Genomic DNA, 22,409 nt, shown 5'->3' on the forward strand with positions numbered 1-22,409 from the left:
ACTCCGTTGTCAGTGGCGGCCTCTACGGTGGTGGTATGGCGGAGATCGGATACGTACGCGGTGACGCCACCGCTCCCTCGGTCAAGGGCGTCAAAGTGATCGCCCACGTGTGCAACGACATCGGGGGCTGGGGGAAGGGCTTCGTGCTGGCGCTCTCCCGCCGCTGGCCGGAGCCCGAGGCCGCCTACCGCGCCTGGCACCGCGGCCGCGCCGGCAACGACTTCGGCCTGGGCGCGGCCCAGTTCGTCCAGGTCGAACCGTATGTGTGGGTGGCGAACCTGGTGGGCCAGCGGGGGATACGCACCGGCAGCAAGGGTGTGCCCGTGCGCTACGAGGCCATCGACGCCTCCCTCGCGCTGCTGGCCGACAGGGCGGTCGAGCTCGGGGCCTCCGTGCACATGCCGCGCATCGGGTGCGGTCTGGCCGGTGGCTCCTGGGCGCGGGTGGAACCCCTCGTCACCGAGCGGCTGGTGCGTCGCGGACTGGCGGTGACGGTGTACGACCACGGCGGCTGACCGGCGCCGGGGGTGCCGGGGCGGGGGTACCGGGGCGCCTGGGGTGACGGGCGGCGTCGTCGCTCCGGGCAAGTGAGCCGGTGAGTGCGGAAGCAGGTCTCGGGAGGAGTGCGCGGAGGGGCTTGTGGAAGTTTCTGCAATTCCTTGCGGTGATCGTCGGGGGCCTGGTTGACTCGCTGCTCGCGTCCGAAAGGGAGTGTCATGAGCCGCGACATCGACGTCCTCGTCCTGGGCGGAGCGGGTGTGGACACGATCGTCCACGTCCCCGAACTGCCGTTGCCCTACGCCGACAGCTACATGATCCGCCCAGGCATCGAGACGCGGGCCGGCCAGACCGGTGACTTCGTCGCGCTGGGACTGCACACCCTCGGCCTGCGCACGCACCACCTCGACATGCTCGGCGACGACCCCGAGGGCGACCTCGTGCGAGCCCTGCACCGCGACCGGGGCATCCCGCTCACCGAGGTCCCCCAGCCCGCGGGCACCAAGCGCGCGGTCAACCTCGTCGGCCCCGACGGGCGCAGGCTGTCCCTGTACGACGACAGCCGGGCGAGCGAAGGGGACCGGCTGCCCGAGAACACGGTGCGGGACCTGGCCGCGTCGAGCCGGCACGCCCATGTGTCCATCACCCACCCCTGCGCCTTCGCCCTGCCGGTCCTCCGGGAGGCCGGGGTGACCATCTCGACCGATCTGCACAACTGGGACGGCGAGAATCCGTACCACGAGGCCTTCGCCTACACCGCGGACGTCGTGTTCGTCTCCACCACCGCCCTCGCCGACCACGAGCGCACCATGCGGAAGATCATGGAGCGCGGCCGCGCCGAGGTCGTCGTCGCCACGGCCGGCGCCGAGGGCGCGTACGTACTGGCCGACGGCGAGATGACCCACATCCCCGCGATCCCGCCCCGCACACCGGTCGTCGACTCGAACGGCGCGGGGGACTCCTTCGCCGCGGGCTTCCTCTTCGGCCGTCTGACCGGCGAACCGGTCGGGCGCTGCGCCCTGTACGGCGCGGTCGCCGGCGCCTACGCGTGCACCGTGCCCGCGATCCGGGCCGACGCCATCACCCGCGCGGAACTCCTCGCCCAGGTGGCCGAGTCGGAGGTGCGGGCCGCCACCCGCTGAGCCTGCGCGTGACACAGGTGCCGGCCGACCAACCGCCGCGTGCCACAGGGGTCCCCGCCGAACCACCGCGTGTCCGCGGCATCCGCCGCCGCGCGGCACGGCCCGCTCACCGCGGGAACCGCCCGCCCCGGCCGGGGCGGGCGGTCCGGGCCTCAGCCGGAGTGGACCGAGTCCGTGGCGGCGATCTTCTTCCACGACTTCGGCCGGGCCGCGGCACCCTTCGCGGCCGGAGCGGGGGCGAGCCCCGCGTCACGCGCCGCGGGGGCAGCCGGCTTCGACGGCTGGAACATCCAGGTGTCGAAGAACGCGGCGAGCGACCGGCCGGACACCCGCTCCGCGTACTTCTGGAAGTCGGCGACCGACGCGTTCCCGTACGCGTGATCCTTCGGCCACCCCTTCAGAATGGCGAAGAAGGAGTCGTCCCCGACCTCGTTGCGCAGCGCCTGCACGGCCAGCGCGCCCCGGTCGTAGACCGCGATGTCGAACTGGTTGTCGGGCCCGGGGTCTCCTGGCGCCACCGTCCAGAAGGCGTCGTCCGCCGGATGCGAGGCGTACACGTAGTCCGCGAGCTCCTGCGCCGTGCCCTCGCCCTCGTGCTCCGACCACAACCACTGCGCGTAGCGTGCGAAGCCCTCGTTGATCCAGATGTCCTTCCAGCCCTTCAGCGACACGTCGTCGCCGAACCACTGGTGCGCCAACTCGTGCACGACGACGGAGGTGTTGGAGCCGTTCGCGAACTGGCGCGGGCTGTAGTACACCCGGGTCTGGGTCTCCAGCGCGTACCCGGTGGTGGTGTTGGGGACGTATCCGCCGGCACTGCTGAAGGGATACGACCCGAAGTAGCCGCTCAGCCAGTCGACCAGCTCGCCCGTGCGCTCGACACTGGCGCGCGCCGCCCCGTCGTTGTCGCCGAGGTCCTTGCTGTAGGCGTTGACGACCGGGACGCCGCCCTCGGAGACGCCGGTCGTGATGTCGAACTTCCCGACCGCGAGCGTGGTCAGATACGTGGCCTGCGGCTTGTTGGACCGCCAGTTGTAACGCGTCCAGCCGAGCCGCGAACTCGTGGACTGGAGCGTGCCGTTGGAGATCGCCTGGGTGCCGTCCGGGACGGCCACGGACACGTCGTAGGTCGCCTTGTCGAGCGGGTGGTCGTTGCTCGGGTACCACCACCAGGCCGACTCGGGCTCGTCCGCGGCGACCGCCCCGTCCGGGGTGCGGTGCCAGGTCGAGAAGCCGTACGCGCTCTTCGTCGACGGCACTCCGCTGTAGCGGACGACGACGGTGACCGACGTCCCCTTGGCGAGCGGCTTGGCCGGCGTGACCTCCAGCTCGTGCTCGCCCGACCGGGCGAACGACGCCTTCGCGCCATTGACCCGGACCTCGCTCACGTCGAGCAGAAAGTCCAGATCGAACCGGGACAGGTCCTGCGTGGTGGTCGCCAGGAGGGTGGCCGTGCCCTCCAGTTCGTCCGTCGTCGGCTGGTACGTGAGCCTCAGGTCGTAGTGCGAGACGTCGTATCCGCCGTTGCCGTAGGCCGGGTAGTAGGGGTCGCCGATGCCCGGTGCTCCCGGGGTGTAGCTTGCCGCCGATGCCGGGATCGCCAGCAGCAGGGAGGCGGCTAAGGCGCCCGGGGCGATGAGTCTGCGGTGCACGTCAAGCTCCAAGTCGTCGGGGCGTGAAGTCCGTCCGGAGCCTATTCAGTCCCTGGGGCACCAGTCATGTCCACGGCCACCCCTGTCACACGATCGCCATTCGGCCGACATGAGCCATCCGGCCCCAGGGGCCTGTCACCGACCCTCTGTCGCGCGGGAGTTGACCGGGGTACCTTCCGCGCATGCCGATACCAGTGAGCCGAACGCGCTTCATGACCTGGAGATCGCTCGCGACGGCGGCCGTGGCCGCCCTGATGGCCGCCTTACTCGTCCCGGCCGCCGCACACGGCGCCCCGAGACAGAGCACGCCGGTCTACTCGTACGAGAACGCGATCCGCGAGTCCGTCTGGGTCGACACCGGCCTCGACGGCGACAACGACGGACGGCACGACCGCGTCGCCGTCGACATCGTCCGGCCGCGCGAACTCGCCCGCCAGGGACGCAGGATCCCCGTGATCATGGACGCCAGCCCGTACTACTCCTGCTGCGGGCGCGGCAACGAGAGCCAGAAGAAGACGTACGACGCGAACGGCGACGTCGTCCAGATGCCGCTGTTCTACGACAATTACTTCGTCCCGCGCGGCTACGCCTTCGTCGGCGTCGACCTCGCCGGCACCGACCGCTCCGACGGCTGCGTCGATGTCGGCGGCCGCTCCGACATCCGGTCGGCCAAGGCGGTGATCGACTGGCTGAACGGCCGCGCCAGGGGCTACACCACCCGCGCCGGCACCACCAGGGCCAGTGCCACCTGGACCAACGGCAGGACCGGGATGATCGGAAAGAGCTGGGACGGCACCATCGCCAACGGCGTCGCCGCCACCGGCGTGAAGGGCCTGAAGACCATCGTGCCGATCAGCGCCATCTCCTCCTGGTACGACTACTACTTCGCCAAGGGCGCGCCCCTCTACGACTCCGGCCCCGACTGGCTGTCCGGCTACGTCGACAGCCCCGACGCCCGCGCCAAGTGCGCGGCGGTGCAGCGGAAGCTGGTCGACGGCGCCCCACGCACGGGCGACTGGACGCCGCTGTGGAGCGAGCGCGACTACGTCAAGGACGCCGCGAAGGTGAAGGCCAGCGTCTTCCTCGTCCACGGCATGCAGGACCTCAACGTCCGCACCAAGAACTTCGGCCAGTGGTGGGACGCCCTCGCCAAGAACGGTGTCGACCGCAAGATCTGGCTCTCCCAGACCGGCCACGTCGACCCCTTCGACTTCCGCCGCGGCGCCTGGGTCGACACCCTGCACCGCTGGTTCGACCACGAACTCCTCGGCTACGACAACGGCATCGACCACGAGCCGATGGCCGACGTCGAACGCCACCCCGACCAGTGGACGACCTCCGCGGTGTGGCCGCCCCGCGCCACGGCCGCCACGACCCTGCGACCGGGCACGGGCACGCGGCCGGGCGTCGGAACGCTCGGTCTCGGCCGCGCGTCCGGCACCGAGACGTTCACCGACGACCCGCAGGAGAGCGAGACCGACTGGGCCGCGAACATCGACCGGCCGACCGCCGACAAGGCCGGCTTCACCACCCGGCCGCTCACCCGCGACCTGCGGCTCTCCGGCTCCTCCAAGGTGACCGTCACCGCCACACCCACCACCTCGACGGCGCATCTCTCGGCGGTCCTCGTCGACCTCGGCCCGGACACCGTCCGTGACTACGCCGGCTCCGGCGAGGGCATCACGACCCTCACCGACCGCACCTGCTGGGGAGCGAGCACGGCCGGCGACAGCTCCTGCTTCAAGGTGACCCGGGCGGCCACGACCGACGTCGACTACACCGTCGTCAGCCGCGGCTGGGCCGACCTCGGCAACCACGCCTCGGACCGAGGCGTTCCGCTCACCCCGGGGAAGGCGTACACCATCACGCTGGACCTGGCGGCCACGGACCACGTGGTCCCGAAGGGGCACCGGCTCGCGCTGATCGTCGCGGGCACCGACAAGGATCTGATCGACCCTCCGGCCGGAACGCCGACCCTGACGCTCGACCTGTCCCGTACCTCGGCCCGGGTGCCCCTGGTGGGCGGCGCGGACGCGTTCGAGCGGGCGACGAAGGGCTCCACGGCGGCACCTTCCGCGTCCGTCCTCGACGGCGTACGCGCCCCGCACACCGCGCTCCGCGTCCCGGGGGAGGCCGACTGACCCGCCGACCTGCCGCACTTCGGGCCGGCTGACCCGCTGACCTGCGGGCCGGCCGGCCCGCAGGCCCTCGGGCCGGTCGACCCGCTGCCCCACGGGGCCGCCGATCCGCTGACCGGTGGGGCTGCCGACCCCGACGGCTCGCAGACCCGCCGCCCTCCGGCCCGCCGTGGCCGCAGGTCAGCCGGAGGCGGCCGGACCGACGAGTCCGGCCGCCTCACGCGCGCATCCCCACGCCACCGTGACCCCGGCGCCCCCGTGCCCGTAGTTGTGCACCAGCACGCGTCCGTCCGGCCGCACCTCGCGTTCCAGCCGCACCGTCTCGCGCACCGGCCGCAGCCCCACCCGGTGACCGAGCACACGGGCTCCGGCGATCTCGGGGCGCAGCGCCGCGCACCGCTCGACGATCCGCGCCGCCGCCCCAGGGTCCGGGACCAGCGACCAGTCGTCCTCGTCCGTGGTGCCGCCGAGGATCACCCGGTCCGGCTGCGGGAAGACGTACGTCGTCGTCCCGGCCGCCGGGTCCGTCGAGACGAGCCACTCACGGATCCCGGGATTCTCGACGATCACGAGCTGCCCGCGCACGGGCCGGACGGCCGGATCCGGGACGAGATCACGGGCGCCGAGGCCCGAGCAGTTCACGACCACCGGCGCGTCCGGCTCCGCGAGATCCGACACCGTCCGTTCCTCGACCGTCCCGCCCGCCCGCAGCAACCGCTCCCGCAGATGCCGCAGATGCACGGGCATGTCGAGCAGCGGCAGCCGTGCCCGCAGCGCGGTGCCCGGGTACTCCTCGGCCGTCGCCGCGCGCAGTCCGGGTACGCGGGCCGCCCACGACCCCAGCTCGTCCAGCCGCGTCTCGCCCATGACCCCCTCGACCAGGCGTACGCCACTCACGTCGGGCCGCGCCGCCAACCCTTCGTACACGGAGAGTGATTCAAGGGCCCAGGTGCGGGCCAGTTCCGTCGGTGCGATGCGGTACGGCCACCACAACGCCCCCGCGACAGCCGAGGTGGTCCGCTCGGCGGGCTCCCGCGCCCACACCCGGACCCGCCTGCCGGCCTCGGCCAGCACCACGGCCGTCGTCAGGCCGACGACCCCGCCGCCGACCACGATCACCTCACCGCTCCCGGGCTTCTCCATGCGGGGACGTTAGCGGAACATGCCAGGACAGAGGTCTCGTCACGCTCCGCCCGGGGATACTCACAGCATGTCCTCCGAGTACGCCACCTTCGGCCTGGCCCCGGCGACGCGTGCCGGTGGAGCCCTCGCGGGCGGTGACCACCGAGCACACCGGGCACACCGGGACGCCGTCGACTTCGTCGTGGACGGACACCCGCTGCTGGACCGGCTCTCCGGCCTCGACGCGGTCTCCCCGCTCGCCTCCGACGTACCGCCCGCGATCTTCACCGCCCAGGTGCGCGGCCTCCTCCTGGAGGCTCAGGCTCCGCTCGCCGGGGGCAGGCACGTCATCTACGGCTGTCCCGAGTGCGAGAGCGTCGAATGCGGTGCCGTCACCGCGGTCATCGAGAGGGCCGGCGACGACTACGTCTGGCGGGACTTCGCCTGGCAGACCGGCGAACGGGCCGACCTGGAACGCAACGGCTACCACGGCGTCGGGCCCTTCCGCTTCCACGGCCCCGAGTACCGCGGCGCGCTGCGCTCCCTGGGCGAGCCGTTCATCATGGCCCGGACGTCGGGGAACGCGCTGGTGGTACCGGTGAGCCACCAGGGCCCGGAACGGCGGTGAGGAGGGCCGCGGCGGGCCGTTAAAATCGGCTCCCTGATGACTGCCACTCTCGTCGCCAAGAATCTCACCGCCGGACACGGCGACCGCGCGCTCTTCGCCGGACTCGACCTCGTCGTCGCGCCCGGCGATGTGATCGGGCTCGTCGGCGCCAACGGCGCGGGCAAGTCCACGCTGCTGCGGCTGCTCGCCGGTCTCCTCACCCCGGAACAGGGCGAGCTGCGGCTCTCCCCGCCCTCCGCGACCGTGGGGCACCTGCCCCAGGAACCGGAGCGCCGGGAGGGCGAGACCGTTCGGGACTTCCTCGCCCGCCGGACGGGTGTCGACGAAGCCCAGCGGGTGATGGACGCGGCGACGCAGGCGCTCGTGGACGGGGCGCCGGGTGCGGACGACGCGTACGCGGACAGCCTGGAGCGCTGGCTCGACCTCGGCGGCGCCGACCTGGACGAACGTGCCGAGGAAGTCGCCGACTCCCTGGGGCTCGGCGTCGGTCTCGACCAGCCGATGACGTCCCTGTCCGGCGGTCAGGCGGCCCGGGCCGGACTCGCCTCCCTCCTGCTCTCCCGCTACGACGTGTTCCTGCTCGACGAGCCCACCAACGACCTCGACCTGGACGGTCTGGAGCGCCTCGAGCGCTTCGTCTCCGGTCTGCGCGCCGGGACCGTCGTCGTCAGCCACGACCGCGAGTTCCTCACCCGCACGGTCACCAAGGTCCTCGAACTCGACCTGGCACAGCAGCAGATCACGCTGTACGGCGGCGGCTACGAGGCGTATCTCGAAGAGCGCGACACCGCCCGCCGGCACGCGCGCGAGGACTTCGAGGAGTACGCCGACAAGCGTTCCGCCCTCGAAGGCCGCGCCCAGATGCAACGGGGCTGGATGGACAAGGGCGTCAAGAACGCCCGGCGCAAGGCGAACAACGACAACGACAAGATCGGCCGCAAGTTCCGCAGCGAGGCCAGCGAGAAGCAGGCCGCGAAGGCCCGGCAGACACAGCGCATGATCGAGCGCCTGGACGTCGTCGACGAGCCCCGCAAGGAGTGGGAGCTGCGCATGGAGATCGCGGCGGCCCCGCGGTCGGGCGCGGTGGTCGCCACGCTGCGCGACGCCGAGGTACGGCGCGGGGACTTCACCTTCGGCCCGGCGACCCTCCAGATCGACTGGGCGGACCGGGTGGCCGTCACCGGCGCGAACGGCGCGGGCAAGTCCACCCTGCTGGGCGCGCTGCTCGGCCGGGTGCCGCTGTCCTCCGGACACGCCACGCTCGGCTCGGGTGTGATCGTCGGCGAGGTGGACCAGGCCCGCAAGCTCTTCCTCGGCGCCGAGTCGCTGCTGGACGCGTTCTGCGCGGCCGTCCCGGACACGGAGCCCGCCGAGGTCCGCACGCTGCTGGCCAAGTTCGGCCTGAAGGCGGACCACGTCCTGCGCCCGGCGGCCACGCTCTCGCCGGGCGAGCGCACCCGCTCCGCGCTGGCCCTCCTCCAGGGCCGGGGCGTCAACCTGCTGGTCCTGGACGAGCCGACGAACCACCTCGACCTGCCGGCCATCGAGCAGCTCGAATCGGCCCTGGACTCCTACGAGGGCACGCTCCTGCTGGTCACCCACGACCGCCGCATGCTGGACGCGGTCCACACGACCCGCCGCCTGGAGGTGGCGGCCGGCAAGGTGACAGAACGCTGAGCCTCCCGGCCCCTGGGCCGTGCCGGGTTCCCCGGCGGAAGGAAGCGGAAGCAAGTGGAAGGGGCGGCTGCCGGATCGGCAGCCGCCCCTTCCGTGTGTCAGCCCGGTGTCACTTCCGGCCCCGCTCGGGGCCGGACAGACCCGCGCGGCGCAGGGCGTCGGCCATGGCGCTGTTCGCCGGCGGCGGAGCCTGCCGGGAGCCGCCCCCGGCGCCGCCGCCCGCACCGCCGCCGCGGCCCTGCCGCTGCTGCTGGCCACGCGGCTGCTGGCCGCGCTGCTGGGGCGGCCGTCCGCCCCGCTGGGACCGGCCGCCGCCGCCCTCGGCCTCCGGAGCCGCCGCCTCGTCGTCCAGCCGGAGCGTCAGCGAGATCCGCTTGCGCGGGATGTCGATGTCCAGGACCTTCACCTTGACGATGTCGCCGGGCTTCACGACGTCCCGCGGGTCCTTCACGAACGTCTTCGACAGCGCGGAGACGTGCGCCAGGCCGTCCTGGTGGACGCCGATGTCGATGAACGCCCCGAAGGCCGCGACGTTCGTGACGACCCCCTCCAGGACCATCCCGGAGGACAGGTCGGAGATCTTCTCCACGCCCTCCTTGAAGGTGGCCGTCTTGAAGGCGGGACGCGGGTCGCGACCCGGCTTCTCCAGCTCCCTGAGGATGTCCGTGACGGTCGGCAGACCGAAGGTCTCGTCGACGAACTCGGCCGGCTTCAGCGAGCGCAGCACGCTCGTGTTGCCGATCAGCGACGCGACCTCGCTGCCCGCGGTCTTCACCATCCGCCGCACCACGGGGTACGCCTCGGGGTGCACGCTGGACGCGTCAAGGGGGTCGCTGCCGCCCCGGATCCGCAGGAAGCCCGCGCACTGCTCGTACGCCTTGGGGCCGAGCCGGGCCACCTTCTTGAGGGCCGTACGGGCGGTGAAGGGGCCGTTGGCGTCGCGGTGCGCGACGATGTTCTCCGCGAGGCCGGAGGTGATGCCGGAGACCCGCGCCAGCAGCGGGGCGGAGGCGGTGTTCACGTCCACACCCACGCCGTTCACACAGTCCTCGACGACCGCGTCGAGCGAGCGCGACAGCTTCACCTCGGACAGGTCGTGCTGGTACTGCCCGACACCGATCGACTTCGGGTCGATCTTCACCAGCTCGGCCAGCGGGTCCTGGAGCCGGCGCGCGATGGAGACGGCGCCGCGCAGCGACACGTCCATGTCGGGCAGTTCCTGCGAGGCGAACGCGGACGCCGAGTACACCGACGCGCCCGCCTCCGACACCATCACCTTGGTGAGTTTCAGCTCCGGGTGCTTCGTGATCAGCTCACCGGCGAGCTTGTCGGTCTCGCGGGAGGCCGTGCCGTTGCCGATCGCGACCAGTTCGACCGCGTGCTCCTCGGCGAGCCGGGCGAGCTTGGCGATCGCCTCGTCCCACCGGTTGGCCGGGACGTGCGGGTGGATGACGTCCGTGGCGACGACCTTGCCGGTCGCGTCGACGACGGCGACCTTCACGCCCGTACGGAAACCGGGGTCCAGGCCCAGCGTCGCGCGCGTGCCCGCCGGGGCCGCGAGCAGCAGGTCCCGCAGGTTCGCCGCGAAGACGTCCACCGCCTCGTCCTCGGCGGCGGTGCGCAGCCGCAGGCGCATGTCGATGCCGAGGTGCACGAGGATGCGGGTGCGCCAGGCCCAGCGGGCGGTGTCCGTCAGCCACTTGTCGCCGGGGCGGCCGCGGTCGGCGATGCCGAAGCGGTGGGCGACGATCCCCTCGTACGAGGACGGTCCCTCGGTGGCCTCCTCCGGCTCCAGGACGAGATCGAGGACGTCCTCCTTCTCGCCGCGCAGCATGGCGAGGATCCGGTGCGAGGGCAGCGCCTTGAACGGCTCGGCGAAGTCGAAGTAGTCGGCGAACTTGGCGCCCGCCTCCTCCTTGCCCTCGCGCACCTTGGCGGCGAGCCGTCCGCGCACCCACATGCGCTCGCGCAGCTCGCCGATCAGGTCGGCGTCCTCGGAGAACCGCTCGGTGAGGATCGACCGGGCGCCGTCCAGGGCGGCCTGCGGGTCGGCGACGCCCTTGTCGGCGTCGACGAAGGCCGCCGCGGCGGCGAACGGGTCCACGGACGGGTCGCCGAGCAGGCCCTCGGCCAGCGGCTCCAGACCCGCCTCGCGGGCGATCTGCGCCTTGGTGCGCCGCTTGGGCTTGAACGGCAGATAGATGTCCTCGAGACGCGCCTTGGTCTCGGCGCCCCGGATCTGCGCCTCCAGTTCGGCGCTGAGCTTGCCCTGCTCGCGCACCGAGTCGAGGATCGCGGACCGCCGGTCCTCCAGCTCCCGCAGATAGCGCAGCCGCTCCTCGAGGGTGCGCAGTTGCGCATCGTCGAGCATCTCGGTCGCTTCCTTGCGGTAGCGGGCGATGAAGGGCACCGTCGAACCGCCGTCGAGCAAGTCGACGGCCGCCTTGACCTGCCGCTCCCGTACGCCGAGTTCTTCGGCGATCCTGCCTTCGATGGACCCTACGAGGGGTGTCGTCACGATCCCGTACCGCCTTCTCCACTGGGGTTGCGCGGCAATTGTGGCAGGTGACGCCGACAACGGGGGCCCAGGGCGGCACTCGAAGGGACCGCGTGCCGCACCCGGACCGCGTCCGCGCCCGGCCCGTCGGCTCCGGCCCGGACCCGGTCCACGCCCGGCACGTCCGCTCCGGCCGGGCCCCTCAGCCCTTGCCGATCATTCCCTCCGGGAACGCGCCGGCGGCGAAGGCGGTCATCAGCAGGCCCTTCGCGATCTCGGTGAGCCGTTCGACCCCGGCGGCGCCCAGGTGCTCGTAGGGTGCCCGGTCGAGGCGGTCCGTCCGGGCCTCGATGTCCCGGCGCAGCTCCGTACCGGCCGGCGTCAGCTCGCCGTCCGCGTCGAGCAGCCCGCGCTCGCGCAGCCGCCCGGACGCCGCCTCCCAGTCGTACCGGGACCAGCCGCGGGTGCCGAGCACCCACTGAGGCACCATGCCCTTGCCGGTCGCGGTGTGGCTCACCAGGGCCTCCACCGGGTCGAGCTCCGCGTCGAGCAGCGCCGCGAGGTGACCGTCGCCCCGGTGCTCGCGCAGCAGGGTGGCCGCGTGCCAGAGCGCCAGGTGCGGGGCCTCGGGCACAGGCAGGTCGGCGTGAGCGGCGTACAGCGGGCGGAAGGCGCGGGTGCAGGCCTCGGCCGCGCGCAGGGCGAGCTTCGCCGCCTCGGCCACCTCCTCGGACGCGATGACGTCCTCGCCGAGCAGCCGCCTGAGCGTCGCGTCCACGGCGCGCAGACGTGCCGCGAGCACCGTCTCCGGAGAGGCGGCCCGCCACACCGCGGGCACATGTCCGGCGACGAGTTCGTGCCGGAAGTTGAAGAACGTGGCCGTCACCGTGCCCGCGCCGACCGCGCCCATCGCGGCGGCCCGCACCGCGAAGTAGGCGCTGCGCTCGTTCTCGACGCCGACCGCGGCCAGCTCACGGCCCAGATCGGGCGAGAAGTAGTGCGTCGAGTGCAGCGGATTGAGGACGTTGTGGCAGCGCCGGCCGGCGCGCTCCGGCAGTGAAGTGGTCATACCCCGCACATTACCGACTGGTTGGTATGTCGTGAACCTCCTGGCGTGGAGCGGGCGACACCCGCTACCGCGCCCCGGGAGCCCTCAGGGAGCCCACGTGAACTGCGGCTGCCTGCGTTCGAGGAAGGCGGCTACCCCCTCCGCGGTGTCGCCGCCGGCGCTTGCCTGTCGTACCCAGTGGGCGTCACGGTCGGTGCGTCCGTCCACGAACTCCTTCGCCGCCGCCTGCGTCAGCAGCGAGCGCGTCGCCAGGACGCGGGTGAACTCCGCGACCCGCTTGTCGAGTTCGCCCTCGGGCAGCACCTCGTCCACGAGACCGGTGCGCAGTGCGCGCTCGGTGTCGATCAACTCGCCGGAGAAGAGCAGGTACTTGGCGGCGGACGGCCCCACGAGTGCCGCGAGCCTCCGGGTGGAGGAAGCCGGGTAGACGATGCCGAGCTTCGCCGGAGTCACCCCGAACAGCGAGCCCTCCTGCGCGAATCGCAGATCGCAGGCGGCCGCGAGCTGGGACCCGCCGCCCACGCAGTAGCCGCGGATCGCGGCCAGCGTCGGCTTGGGGAACGCCGCGAGGGCCTCCTCGGCGAGCACGGCGAGGCCCTGGGCCTCGCCCGGCGACTCCCGCAGCGTCGAGATGTCCGCCCCGGCGCAGAAGGTGCCGCCCTCGCCGGTGAGCACGAGCGCGTGCACGTCGGCACGCCCGCTCAGTACGTTCAGCAGCGGCGGCAGCGCCCGCCACATGGGCGTCGTCATGGCGTTCCGCTTGGCGGGGTGATGGATGACGACGGTGGCGACCCCGTCGCCGACGTGGTGCAACAGCTGCGGCTCCATACGCCGGATGCTATCCGGAGCGTCCGGCCGACTTCGATCATGGTCCCGGGCGGCAGGACGGGCGGTGGAGCGGCGCGGAACGAATCGGGTCAGCCGGGGGTCAAACCCGTACAACCCGAAAAGTTTCGGAAGTTGACATGAAAGTGGCAATTCCTGTCTTAGGGCTGGCTTTATATGACATTGGCGATCATAAATCAGCGATAATTGCTGACTTCTGTTCAGTCAACCGGTACGGACCGGCGCATTACCAACACTCGACTGTGTGGTGACAATCGAGCGCAAGGGTGGCGACCGGACGATGGAGAACCTCGGGCGCGGGTCCGACCCGAGCCCCGAAGGCGGAGTCGCGACTCCCGACGTCAGATCGCCCGGACCGCTGCCGTACGAGGGGGTGTGGCGGTTCACCGCCGCCGCCGTCGAAGCCTCGGTGCCGCAGGCGCGGCACGCCGTCCGTGATCTGCTGGTCCGCCAGGGGGTTCCGGTCTCGGACGATGTCGTTCAGGGACTGCTGTTGATCGTCTCCGAACTGGTCACGAACGCCGTCAAGCACGCGGCACTTCTGTCGCCGATGCTCGCGGTGGAGGTCGCGGTCGGCGCCGACTGGGTGCGGGTGTCCGTCGAGGACGACCACCCCTACCGTCCGACCGCCCTGGAGGCCGACTACGGGCAGACCGGTGGCCGGGGCCTGCTGCTGGTGCGCGAGGTGACCCGGGAGTTCGGCGGAGGGTGCGACGTCGAGTACACCGCGGGCGGCGGCAAGGTGATCTGGGCCGCCCTGCCGCTAGGGTCTGTCTGACACTTCCCGTCTGCCGGACGACGGCGGGAAGTGTCAGACAGGCCCTGGCACCGGGCGTCCGGTGGACCGGCTACCAGCCCGCGGACGGACCCGTCAGCTCCCGCATCGCCGGACGGGCCGCGTCCAGCACCGTCATGAACCACGCTGAGAAGGGGTCCTTCGCGTGCCGCTCCGCCAGCTCGGCGGCGGTCACGAAGGCCGTCGAGCCGACCTCCTCCGGGTCGGGCCGCGGCGCGGTCTGCACCATCCCGACGAACAGGTGGTTGTACTCCTGCTCCACCAGGCCCGAGTCCGGGTCCGGGTGGTTGTAACGGACCGTGCCCGCCTCGGCGAGCAGCGTCGGTGACACGCCGAGCTCCTCGTACGTCCGCCGGGCCGCCGCCGCGAAGGGTGCCTCGTCCGGGTAGGGGTGGCCGCAGCAGGTGTTCGACCAGACGCCGGGGGAGTGGTACTTGCCGAGCGCGCGCTGCTGGAGCAGCAGCCGGCCCTGCTCGTCGAAGAGGAACACCGAGAACGCCCTGTGGAGCTGTCCCGGGGGCTGATGGGCCGCGAGCTTCTCCGCCGTACCGATCGTGTTGCCGTCCTCGTCGACCAGTTCCAGCAAGATCGCTTCAGCGGTGCCGTTCGACGAACTGTGCGTCGCGGTGGCAGGTGTGATCGGCATACCCATCCTTCGCATCGGTTTTTCAGGGCCAAGTCTGCCGTACGAATCCGGCACTCCCGGCACTTCGCGACTCTCCGCATGTCCCGCCCCGGGGTCCCGGGGCGGGACACGCGGCCCACGTGGGTCAGACGCCGAACGCGGCCGGATACCTGATCGTGCCCGGTGCCACCGGCACGGAATCGTCGAGGACGAGGGCCATCAGGTGTTCGGGCGGCACGTCGAAACCGGGCCGGATGCCGTGGCCGGCGGCGGGCCCGAAGCCGAACCTCGGGTAGTACCCGGGATGCCCGAGCACGAGGACGAGCCGCTCGCCCCGTACGCGTGCCGCCTCCAGCACCGCCCGTACGACGGCGGATCCGGCGCCTCGGCGGTGCAGGTCGGGACGGACGGCGACCGGCGCCGGCGCGGCCGCCGGGACGTCGTCGACATGACAGCGGGTGATCAGGGCGTACGCCGCGATCGTGCCGTCCGGGGCCTCGGCGACGTACGACAGGCCGGGCAGCCACGCTCCGGGATCGGCGCGCAGCGCGTCCACCAGATCGGCTTCCTCCGCCCGGCCGAAGGCGGCGGCGGTCACGGCGTGCACCTCGGCGACGTCCGCGGAGGTCTCCCGGCGAGCGCGCCAGGCGGTGCCGCCGTGGGCTGTGAGGCCGGTCTTGAGATCGGTCGGTGGGTCGGTCAGGGGATCGGTCATGGGGAACGCTTGGATGAGGGGCCCGGCCGACGCGTCGGTGGACGGCGGGTCAGCTTCGGGCCCGCGAGACGGGGACGACGAGGTCGCTGCGCGTGGCAGCGCCGGACACGGCCGTCATCAACCCACCTCCTGGGATCGCCGGCCACGCCAGCAGCGCCCGCCCCGCGCCGCCTCCGGATGTCCCGGTGCCGGAGCCGCCCGTCGAGGGGGCGCGACCGTGCCGCGCGACCGTCAGTGGCAGAGCTTCGCCTCGTGCTCCGCGTGTCCGCTCGGTTCGAGCTGGAACGTGCAGTGCTCGACGTCGAAGTGGACGCCCAGACAGCCCTGGAGCTCGTGCAGCATCTTCTCGTGGCCGATCGCGTTCAGGACGTCGGAGCTGACCACCACGTGCGCGGAGAGCACCGGCATGCCGGAGGTGATGGTCCAGGCGTGCAGGTCGTGGATGTCCTCGACCCCGTCCAGGGCCAGGATGTGAGCCCGCACCTCCGCCACGTCGACCCCCTTGGGCGCCGCCTCCAGGAGCACGTCGAGTGTCTCCTGGAGCAGCTTCCAGGTACGCGGGACGATCATCAGCGCGATGGCGATGGAGGCGATCGGGTCCGCCGCCTGCCAGCCGGTGGTCATGATCACGACGGCGGCGACGATGACCGCCACCGAGCCCAGCGCGTCCGCGGCGACCTCCAGGAAGGCGCCGCGCACGTTCAGGCTGTCCTTCTGCCCGCGCATCAGCAGCGTCAGCGAGACCATGTTGGCGACCAGGCCGAACACACCGAACGCGATCGTCAGCCCCCCGCGGGTGTCCGCGGGGGTGATGAAGCGCTGGATCGCCTCGACGAGCACGTAGCCGCCGACGACGAGCAGCAGCAGACAGTTGGCGAGCGCGGCCAGGATCTCGGCCCGCGCGTAGCCGAAGGTGCGCTTCTCGCTCGGCGGGCGCGCGGCGAAGTGGATCGCGAGCAGGGCCATGCCCAGCCCGAGCGCGTCGGTCGCCATGTGCGCCGCGTCGGCGACGAGCGCGAGCGAATCGGCGAGGAGACCGCCGACGATCTCGGCGACCATGACGGTGAGCGTGATCGCCAGCGCGACACGCAGCCGCCCCCGGTACGCGGCCGTCGCCGTGCCGGCCGGGGGAGCGCCGTGCGCGTGCCCGTGGTCGTGCCCAGCCCCCATGAACGCTGCCTCCTGATTTCCCGCTCGGTGTTTCCGCTCGGTCGTGACAGTCAACTACGGGCGGGGGGTATCGGGCAACGCGGCACTGAACACCGTTGTCATATGCTCTGACCTGCGGAAATGATCAGCAGGTCAGAGCACCGGCGTGATCAGGTCCCGGTGGTCCCGGGGTGGTGCAGCAGCCAGCCCTGCCAGGCCGACTCCACCATCTCGCGGACCCCTCGGCGCGCGCTCCAGTCCAGTCGGTCGGCGGCCAGAGCGGCCGAGGCGACCGCCCGGGGGGCGTCGCCGGGGCGGCGGGGTTCGACGAGGGGCGCCACGGGGTTCCCGGTGACCTCGGCGATGAGCGTCACGAGCTCCCGTACGGAGACCCCCTCGCCCCGGCCGATGTTCACCGTCAGGTCACCGCTCGCCCCGTCCGTCAGCCGCCGGGCCGCCGCGAGGTGCGCCTCGGCGAGATCGGCGACATGGATGTAGTCGCGTACGCAGGTGCCGTCCGGCGTCGGGTAGTCGTCGCCGAAGATCCGCGGGGCCTCGCCGCGGGTGAGGCGGTCGAACACCATCGGGACGATGTTGAAGATCCCGGTGTCGGCGAGTTCCGGCGAGGCCGCGCCCGCCACGTTGAAGTAGCGCAGGCACACCGTGGCGATGCCGTGTGCCCGGCCCGCCGCCCGCACCAGCCACTCTCCGGCGAGCTTCGTCTCGCCGTAGGGGCTCATCGGCGCGCAGGGGGTGCCCTCCGTGATGAGGTCCACATCGGGGTTGCCGTAGACGGCCGCGGACGAGGAGAACACGAACCGCTCGACGCCCGCTCCGGCCACCGCCTCCAGGAGCGTCGCGAGGCCGCCCACGTTCTCCTGGTAGTAGCGCGTCGGCTGGGCCACGGACTCGCCGACCTGCTTGCGGGCGGCCAGGTGCACCACACCGGTGATCCGGTGCTCCGTCAGGACCCGCTTGAGCAGATCACCGTCCAGCGACGACCCCTGGACGAGGGAGATGCTCTCCGGAAGCCGGTTCGGGATCCCCGACGACAGGTCGTCGAGGGCGACGACGCGCTCCCCGGCCTCCGCCATCGCCCGCGCCACATGTGCCCCGATGTATCCGGCTCCGCCTGTGATCAGCCATGTCATGGACGACCACCCTATGCGGGTCCGGCGCCCTGTCCGCTCTGCCCTGCTTCGAGGGACGCGGGGTGCCGTACGTCCTGCCGGGAATGTTCCGGTCCGCATGCCGGGAATGCTCCGGTCCGTGCCGCCGAGCTTGTGACCCCGGCCCGGAATCACCGATGATGATCTCGGCGCCCGCGGGACAAAATCGGTTGATCGGGCCGTGAACGGGTGGTGAACGCCCGCTTCCATTCATCCGATAGCCTCTGCCGACATGCCGCCGGGGCCGCCGCCGTGGACCGGGGGCCATCCCCATCACGCACACGCCGGACGCCTGGGCGCGCCGGCACCCAGGGAGTGAGTTCGCTGCCGACCGCCATCCTCACCGGCCAGCCGGTCCCCGGATCGTCGCTCGAGGGCGATCTGCGGTCGCTCGGCTTCGACGTGCGTCCCGCGTCCGACGCGGCCGAGACCGAGACCCTGCTCGCCGCCGTGCCGGCGAACGAGCGGGTCGCCGTCGTGGACGCCCGCTTCGTCGGGCACGTGCACGCCCTGCGTCTCGGCCTGACCGACCCCCGCTTCGCGGCCTCCGCCATCCCCGGCGCCGTGTCCGTGCAGCCCGAGGCACGGCGGGCCCTGACCCGCGCCGTGACCCGGGAGACCGTGGCCGCCGGGAACGCCGCCGTGGCCCCGGACAACCTCGTCGAGCGCCTCGGCGAGGCGCTCGAGGCGGACGACCTCTCCGTGTACCGCCCGGAACTCGGCACGCTCGTCGCCGCGGTCCCCGCCGATCCGCAGGAGCGCAACGGCGTCCGGCAGGCCGTCCTGGCCGTCGACGACGAGGCCGTACGGCTGCGCAGTGCCGTCAAGGCCCGCGACGGGTTCTTCACCACGTACTGCATCAGCCCGTACTCGCGCTACATCGCGCGCTGGTGCGCCCGCCGCGGCCTGACCCCGAACCAGGTCACCACCGCGTCGCTGATCACCGCGCTGATCGCCGCGGGCTGCGCCGCCACCGGCACCCGCCTCGGCTTCGTGGCGGCCGGTCTGCTGCTGCTGTTCTCCTTCGTCCTCGACTGCACGGACGGACAGCTCGCCCGCTACTCCCTGCAGTACTCGACCCTCGGCGCCTGGCTGGACGCGACCTTCGACCGCGCCAAGGAGTACGCCTACTACGCGGGACTGGCGCTCGGCGCGGCCCGCGGCGGCGACGACGTGTGGGCGCTCGCGCTCGGCGCGATGATCCTCCAGACCTGCCGGCACGTCGTGGACTTCTCGTTCAACGAGGCGAACCACGACGCCACCGCCAACACCAGCCCCACCGCCGCCCTCTCGGACAAGCTCGACAGCGTCGGCTGGACGGTCTGGGTGCGCCGGATGATAGTCCTGCCCATCGGCGAACGATGGGCGATGATCGCCGTCCTGACGGCGCTGACGACCCCCCGCATCACCTTCTACGCGCTGCTCGTCGGCTGCGCCTTCGCGGCCACCTACACCACGGCGGGCCGGGTCCTGCGCTCGCTCACCCGCAAGGCGAGCCGCACGGACCGCGCCGCCGGGGCCCTGGTGGACCTCACCGACTCCGGCGCGCTCGCCGAGTACCTGACCCGCCACGCGGGCCGCCTCCCGCGCATCGCCCCGGCCGTGGTCGCCCTCGTCGCCGGAGCCGTCGTGGTGACATGCGCCGCACTCGCCCCGTACGGGAGCTGGCTCCCCGTCCTGGGCGCCGTCGTGTACGTCCTGCTGTCGCCCGCCGCCCTGCTCAGGCCCCTCAAGGGCGCCCTGGACTGGCTGGTCCCGCCGTTCTTCCGCGCGGCCGAATACCTCACCGTTCTGGCACTGGCGGTCAACGCCGACGTGAACGGAGCGCTTCCGGCGGCTTTCGGCCTGGTGGCCGCGGTCGCCTACCATCACTACGACACGGTGTACCGCATTCGCGGAAACGCCGGAGCCCCCCCGCACTGGCTGGTGCGGGCGATCGGCGGGCACGAAGGCAGGACGCTGCTGGTCACCGTCCTGGCCGCGCTGCTCACCGCCGCACAGTTCGAGGTCGCGCTCACGGCGCTCGCCGTGGCCGTGGCACTGCTGGTGCTCGTCGAGAGCATCCGCTTCTGGGTGTCCTCCGGGGCGCCCGCCGTACACGATGAAGGAGAACCCGCATGATCGGCCTCGTGCTGGCGGCCGGCGCCGGACGGCGTCTGCGCCCCTACACCGACAGCCTCCCGAAGGCTCTCGTGCCGGTGGGCCCCGCGGGCATAGAGGACTCCATCACGGTCCTGGACCTGACCCTCGGCAACTTCGCGGAGATCGGCCTGACCGAGGTCGGCATCATCGTCGGCTACCGCAAGGAAGCCGTCTACGACCGCAAGGCCGCCCTCGAGGAGAAGTACGGCCTCAAGATCACCCTCATCGACAACGACAAGGCCGAGGAGTGGAACAACGCCTACTCCCTGTGGTGCGGACGTGACGCCCTCAAGGACGGCGTGATCCTCGCCAACGGCGACACCGTGCACCCGGTCTCCGTCGAGAGGACGCTGCTCGCCGCCCGCGGCGACGGCAAGAAGATCATCCTCGCTCTCGACACGGTGAAGAAGCTCGCCGACGAGGAGATGAAGGTCGTCGTGGACCCCGACAAGGGCGTCCAGAAGATCACCAAGCTCATGGAGCCGTCCGAGGCCACCGGCGAGTACATCGGGGTGACCCTCATCGAGGGCGCCGCCGCCGCGGAGCTCGCCGACGCCCTGAAGACGGTGTGGGAGACCGACCCGCAGCAGTTCTACGAGCACGGCTACCAGGAGCTCGTCAACCGCGGCTTCCAGATCGACGTCGCGCCGATCGGCGAGGTCAAGTGGGTCGAGATCGACAACCACGACGACCTCGCCAAGGGACGGGAGATCGCGTGCCAGTACTGACGAGGCTCATCCCCTCGCCGGTCGTCGTCGACATCCGCCCCGGTGCCCTGGACGACCTGGCGGGCGTGCTCAGCGACCAGCGCATCTCGCACTCGGGCAAGCTGGCCATCGCGGTCAGCAACGGCTCGGGCGCCCGGCTGCGCGACCGCATCGCCCCGGCCCTGCCCGGAGCGAGCTGGTACGAGGTCGGCGGCGGCACGCTCGACGACGCCATCCGGCTGGCCGGCGACATAAAGGCCGGCCACTACGACGCGGTCGTGGGCCTGGGCGGCGGCAAGATCATCGACTGTGCCAAGTTCGCCGCCGCGCGGGTCGGGCTGCCGCTCGTCGCGGTGCCCACGAACCTCGCGCACGACGGACTGTGCTCGCCGGTCGCCACCCTCGACAACGACGCGGGCCGCGGCTCCTACGGTGTGCCGAACCCGATCGCCGTGGTCATCGACCTCGACGTGATCCGGGAGGCGCCGGTCCGGTTCGTCCGGGCGGGCATCGGGGACGCCGTCTCCAACATCAACGCGATCGCGGACTGGGAGCTGTCCAACCGCGTCACGGGCGAGAAGATCGACGGACTGGCCGCCGCCATGGCGCGCCAGGCCGGCGAGGCCGTGCTCCGGCATCCCGGGGGTGTCGGCGACAACGACTTCCTCCAGGTTCTCGCCGAGGCGCTCGTCCTCACCGGCATCGCGATGTCGATCTCGGGCGACTCCCGGCCGGCCTCCGGCTCCTGCCACGAGATCAACCACGCCTTCGACCTCCTCTTCCCCAAGCGGGCGGCGAGCCACGGCGAGCAGTGCGGCCTGGGCGCGGCCTTCGCGATGTACCTGCGCGGCGCCCACGAGGACGCGGCGTTCATGGCCGAGGTGCTGCGGCGGCACGGACTGCCGGTGCTCCCCGAGGAGATCGGCTTCACCGTGGACGAGTTCGTCGAGGTCGTGGAGTTCGCTCCGCAGACCCGGCCCGGCCGCTACACGATCCTCGAACATCTCGACCTGAAAACCCACCAGATCAAGGACATCTACTCCGACTATGCCAAGGCCATCGGTAGCTGAACTCCGTCCCGTCGTTCATCCCCCCGGGGTGAAGGACCGGCGCAGCGGTGAGCACTGGGCGGGACGCCTGTACATGCGAGAGATCTCGCTGCGCTGCGACCGCTACCTGGTGAACACCAGGATCACGCCCAACCAGCTCACGTACCTGATGACCGTCTGCGGCGTGCTCGCGGCCCCCGCCCTGCTGGTGCCGGGGATCGCGGGCGCGGTGCTGGGCGTGGTGATGGTCCAGCTCTATCTGCTGCTCGACTGCGTCGACGGCGAGATCGCGCGCTGGAAGAAGCAGTACTCGCTCGGCGGGGTCTACCTCGACCGCGTCGGCGCCTACCTCACGGACGCGGCCGTCCTCGTGGGCCTCGGCCTGCGTGCCGCGGATCTGTGGGGGACAGGACGCGTCGACTGGCTGTGGGCCTTCCTCGGCACCCTGGCCGCCCTCGGCGCGATCCTGATCAAGGCAGAGACCGACCTCGTCGGCGTCGCCCGGCACCAGGGCGGGCTGCCGCCGGTCAAGGAGTCCGCCGCCGAGCCCCGCTCCTCGGGCGTGGCGCTGGCCCGCAGGGCCGCCGCGGCGCTCAAGTTCCACCGGCTGATCCTCGGGATCGAGGCGACCCTGCTGATCCTGGTCCTCGCGATCGCGGACCAGATCAGGGGCGACCTGTTCTTCACCCGGCTCGGCACCGCCGTCCTCGCCGGCATCGCGCTCCTGCAGACCGTGCTGCACCTGGTGTCCATCCTCGCTTCGAGCAGGCTCAAGTGAGTGCCGCGAC

At 71.9% G+C, this 22,409-nt stretch carries 18 protein-coding genes and 1 pseudogene; 10 read left to right on the forward strand and 9 right to left on the reverse strand.

Going from position 1 to position 22,409, the window contains the following annotated elements:
• Positions 1 to 35 precede the first annotated feature (35 nt).
• Entirely contained in the window at positions 36 to 515 is a 480-nt protein-coding gene (locus ACIQ7M_RS02490) for a macro domain-containing protein (protein WP_403638881.1), read from the forward strand.
• Between the two features lie 201 nt (positions 516 to 716).
• Positions 717 to 1,640, forward strand: coding sequence for an adenosine kinase (locus tag ACIQ7M_RS02495; RefSeq protein ID WP_403638883.1), 924 nt, complete (start codon positions 717 to 719; stop codon positions 1,638 to 1,640).
• A 152-nt stretch (positions 1,641 to 1,792) separates the two neighbouring features.
• On the opposite strand, the gene ACIQ7M_RS02500 is transcribed toward ACIQ7M_RS02495, so the two are convergent.
• Positions 1,793 to 3,292, reverse strand: a complete 1,500-nt coding sequence (locus ACIQ7M_RS02500) for a M1 family metallopeptidase (RefSeq protein ID WP_403638885.1) — start codon at positions 3,290 to 3,292, stop codon at positions 1,793 to 1,795.
• A 182-nt stretch (positions 3,293 to 3,474) separates the two neighbouring features.
• Between ACIQ7M_RS02500 and ACIQ7M_RS02505 the strand changes: the two genes are divergently transcribed.
• The gene (locus ACIQ7M_RS02505; RefSeq protein ID WP_403638887.1) at positions 3,475 to 5,433 is read left to right on the forward strand and encodes a Xaa-Pro dipeptidyl-peptidase; all 1,959 of its coding nucleotides are present in this window, start codon (positions 3,475 to 3,477) and stop codon (positions 5,431 to 5,433) included.
• A gap of 177 nt (positions 5,434 to 5,610) precedes the next feature.
• Here the strand turns inward: ACIQ7M_RS02505 and ACIQ7M_RS02510 are convergent, their stop codons facing one another.
• Entirely contained in the window at positions 5,611 to 6,573 is a 963-nt protein-coding gene (locus ACIQ7M_RS02510; protein ID WP_403638889.1) for an FAD-dependent oxidoreductase, read from the reverse strand.
• A 67-nt stretch (positions 6,574 to 6,640) separates the two neighbouring features.
• Here ACIQ7M_RS02510 and ACIQ7M_RS02515 point away from each other — a divergent pair.
• Positions 6,641 to 7,099 (forward strand): annotated as a pseudogene (locus tag ACIQ7M_RS02515) (oxidoreductase); the annotation flags it as partial.
• 117 nt (positions 7,100 to 7,216) lie between these two features.
• A complete protein-coding gene (locus tag ACIQ7M_RS02520) occupies positions 7,217 to 8,857 on the forward strand; it encodes an ABC-F family ATP-binding cassette domain-containing protein (protein ID WP_403638890.1) in 1,641 nt (546 codons plus the stop codon).
• Between the two features lie 109 nt (positions 8,858 to 8,966).
• Here ACIQ7M_RS02520 and ACIQ7M_RS02525 read toward each other — a convergent pair whose 3' ends face one another.
• The 3 genes from ACIQ7M_RS02525 to ACIQ7M_RS02535 all read right to left on the reverse strand — a co-directional run bounded on the left by ACIQ7M_RS02525 (position 8,967) and on the right by ACIQ7M_RS02535 (position 13,251).
• A complete protein-coding gene (locus tag ACIQ7M_RS02525) occupies positions 8,967 to 11,375 on the reverse strand; it encodes a Tex family protein (protein ID WP_403638891.1) in 2,409 nt (802 codons plus the stop codon).
• A 181-nt stretch (positions 11,376 to 11,556) separates the two neighbouring features.
• A complete protein-coding gene (locus ACIQ7M_RS02530; RefSeq protein ID WP_403638893.1) occupies positions 11,557 to 12,423 on the reverse strand; it encodes a hypothetical protein in 867 nt (288 codons plus the stop codon).
• A gap of 84 nt (positions 12,424 to 12,507) precedes the next feature.
• Entirely contained in the window at positions 12,508 to 13,251 is a 744-nt protein-coding gene (locus ACIQ7M_RS02535; RefSeq protein ID WP_403638895.1) for an enoyl-CoA hydratase/isomerase family protein, read from the reverse strand.
• A gap of 298 nt (positions 13,252 to 13,549) precedes the next feature.
• Between ACIQ7M_RS02535 and ACIQ7M_RS02540 the strand changes: the two genes are divergently transcribed.
• Positions 13,550 to 14,047, forward strand: coding sequence for an ATP-binding protein (locus tag ACIQ7M_RS02540; protein WP_355765699.1), 498 nt, complete (start codon positions 13,550 to 13,552; stop codon positions 14,045 to 14,047).
• 70 nt (positions 14,048 to 14,117) lie between these two features.
• Here the strand turns inward: ACIQ7M_RS02540 and idi are convergent, their stop codons facing one another.
• From idi to galE, 4 genes are all read right to left on the reverse strand, one after another.
• Complete coding sequence (gene idi, locus ACIQ7M_RS02545; protein WP_355765682.1) at positions 14,118 to 14,711, reverse strand: isopentenyl-diphosphate Delta-isomerase; 594 nt, start codon at positions 14,709 to 14,711, stop codon at positions 14,118 to 14,120.
• 124 nt (positions 14,712 to 14,835) lie between these two features.
• Positions 14,836 to 15,405 (reverse strand): GNAT family N-acetyltransferase, encoded by a 570-nt coding sequence (locus ACIQ7M_RS02550; protein ID WP_403638897.1) that lies wholly within the window; start codon positions 15,403 to 15,405, stop codon positions 14,836 to 14,838.
• Between the two features lie 231 nt (positions 15,406 to 15,636).
• The gene (locus ACIQ7M_RS02555) at positions 15,637 to 16,575 is read right to left on the reverse strand and encodes a cation diffusion facilitator family transporter (RefSeq protein WP_403638899.1); all 939 of its coding nucleotides are present in this window, start codon (positions 16,573 to 16,575) and stop codon (positions 15,637 to 15,639) included.
• 149 nt (positions 16,576 to 16,724) lie between these two features.
• Complete coding sequence (galE, locus tag ACIQ7M_RS02560) at positions 16,725 to 17,705, reverse strand: UDP-glucose 4-epimerase GalE (protein ID WP_403638901.1); 981 nt, start codon at positions 17,703 to 17,705, stop codon at positions 16,725 to 16,727.
• A 342-nt stretch (positions 17,706 to 18,047) separates the two neighbouring features.
• Between galE and ACIQ7M_RS02565 the strand changes: the two genes are divergently transcribed.
• Genes ACIQ7M_RS02565 through ACIQ7M_RS02580 form a run of 4 tightly spaced genes read left to right on the forward strand, consistent with a single transcriptional unit; the run spans position 18,048 to position 22,399 of the window.
• Positions 18,048 to 19,844, forward strand: coding sequence for a DUF5941 domain-containing protein (locus ACIQ7M_RS02565; RefSeq protein WP_386984877.1), 1,797 nt, complete (start codon positions 18,048 to 18,050; stop codon positions 19,842 to 19,844).
• Positions 19,841 to 20,593: a phosphocholine cytidylyltransferase family protein gene (locus ACIQ7M_RS02570; protein ID WP_355765672.1), complete on the forward strand. Its 753-nt coding sequence runs from the start codon at positions 19,841 to 19,843 to the stop codon at positions 20,591 to 20,593. Before ACIQ7M_RS02565 ends, ACIQ7M_RS02570 begins: the two co-directional genes overlap by 4 nt.
• Positions 20,581 to 21,642 (forward strand): iron-containing alcohol dehydrogenase family protein, encoded by a 1,062-nt coding sequence (locus tag ACIQ7M_RS02575; protein ID WP_389840397.1) that lies wholly within the window; start codon positions 20,581 to 20,583, stop codon positions 21,640 to 21,642. The genes ACIQ7M_RS02570 and ACIQ7M_RS02575 overlap by 13 nt, the downstream gene beginning before the upstream one ends.
• Complete coding sequence (locus ACIQ7M_RS02580) at positions 21,620 to 22,399, forward strand: CDP-alcohol phosphatidyltransferase family protein (RefSeq protein WP_355765666.1); 780 nt, start codon at positions 21,620 to 21,622, stop codon at positions 22,397 to 22,399. Before ACIQ7M_RS02575 ends, ACIQ7M_RS02580 begins: the two co-directional genes overlap by 23 nt.
• The last annotated feature ends 10 nt before the right edge of the window (positions 22,400 to 22,409 follow it).

The organism is Streptomyces sp. NPDC096324, assembly GCF_044763015.1.
GTDB lineage: Bacteria > Actinomycetota > Actinomycetes > Streptomycetales > Streptomycetaceae > Streptomyces.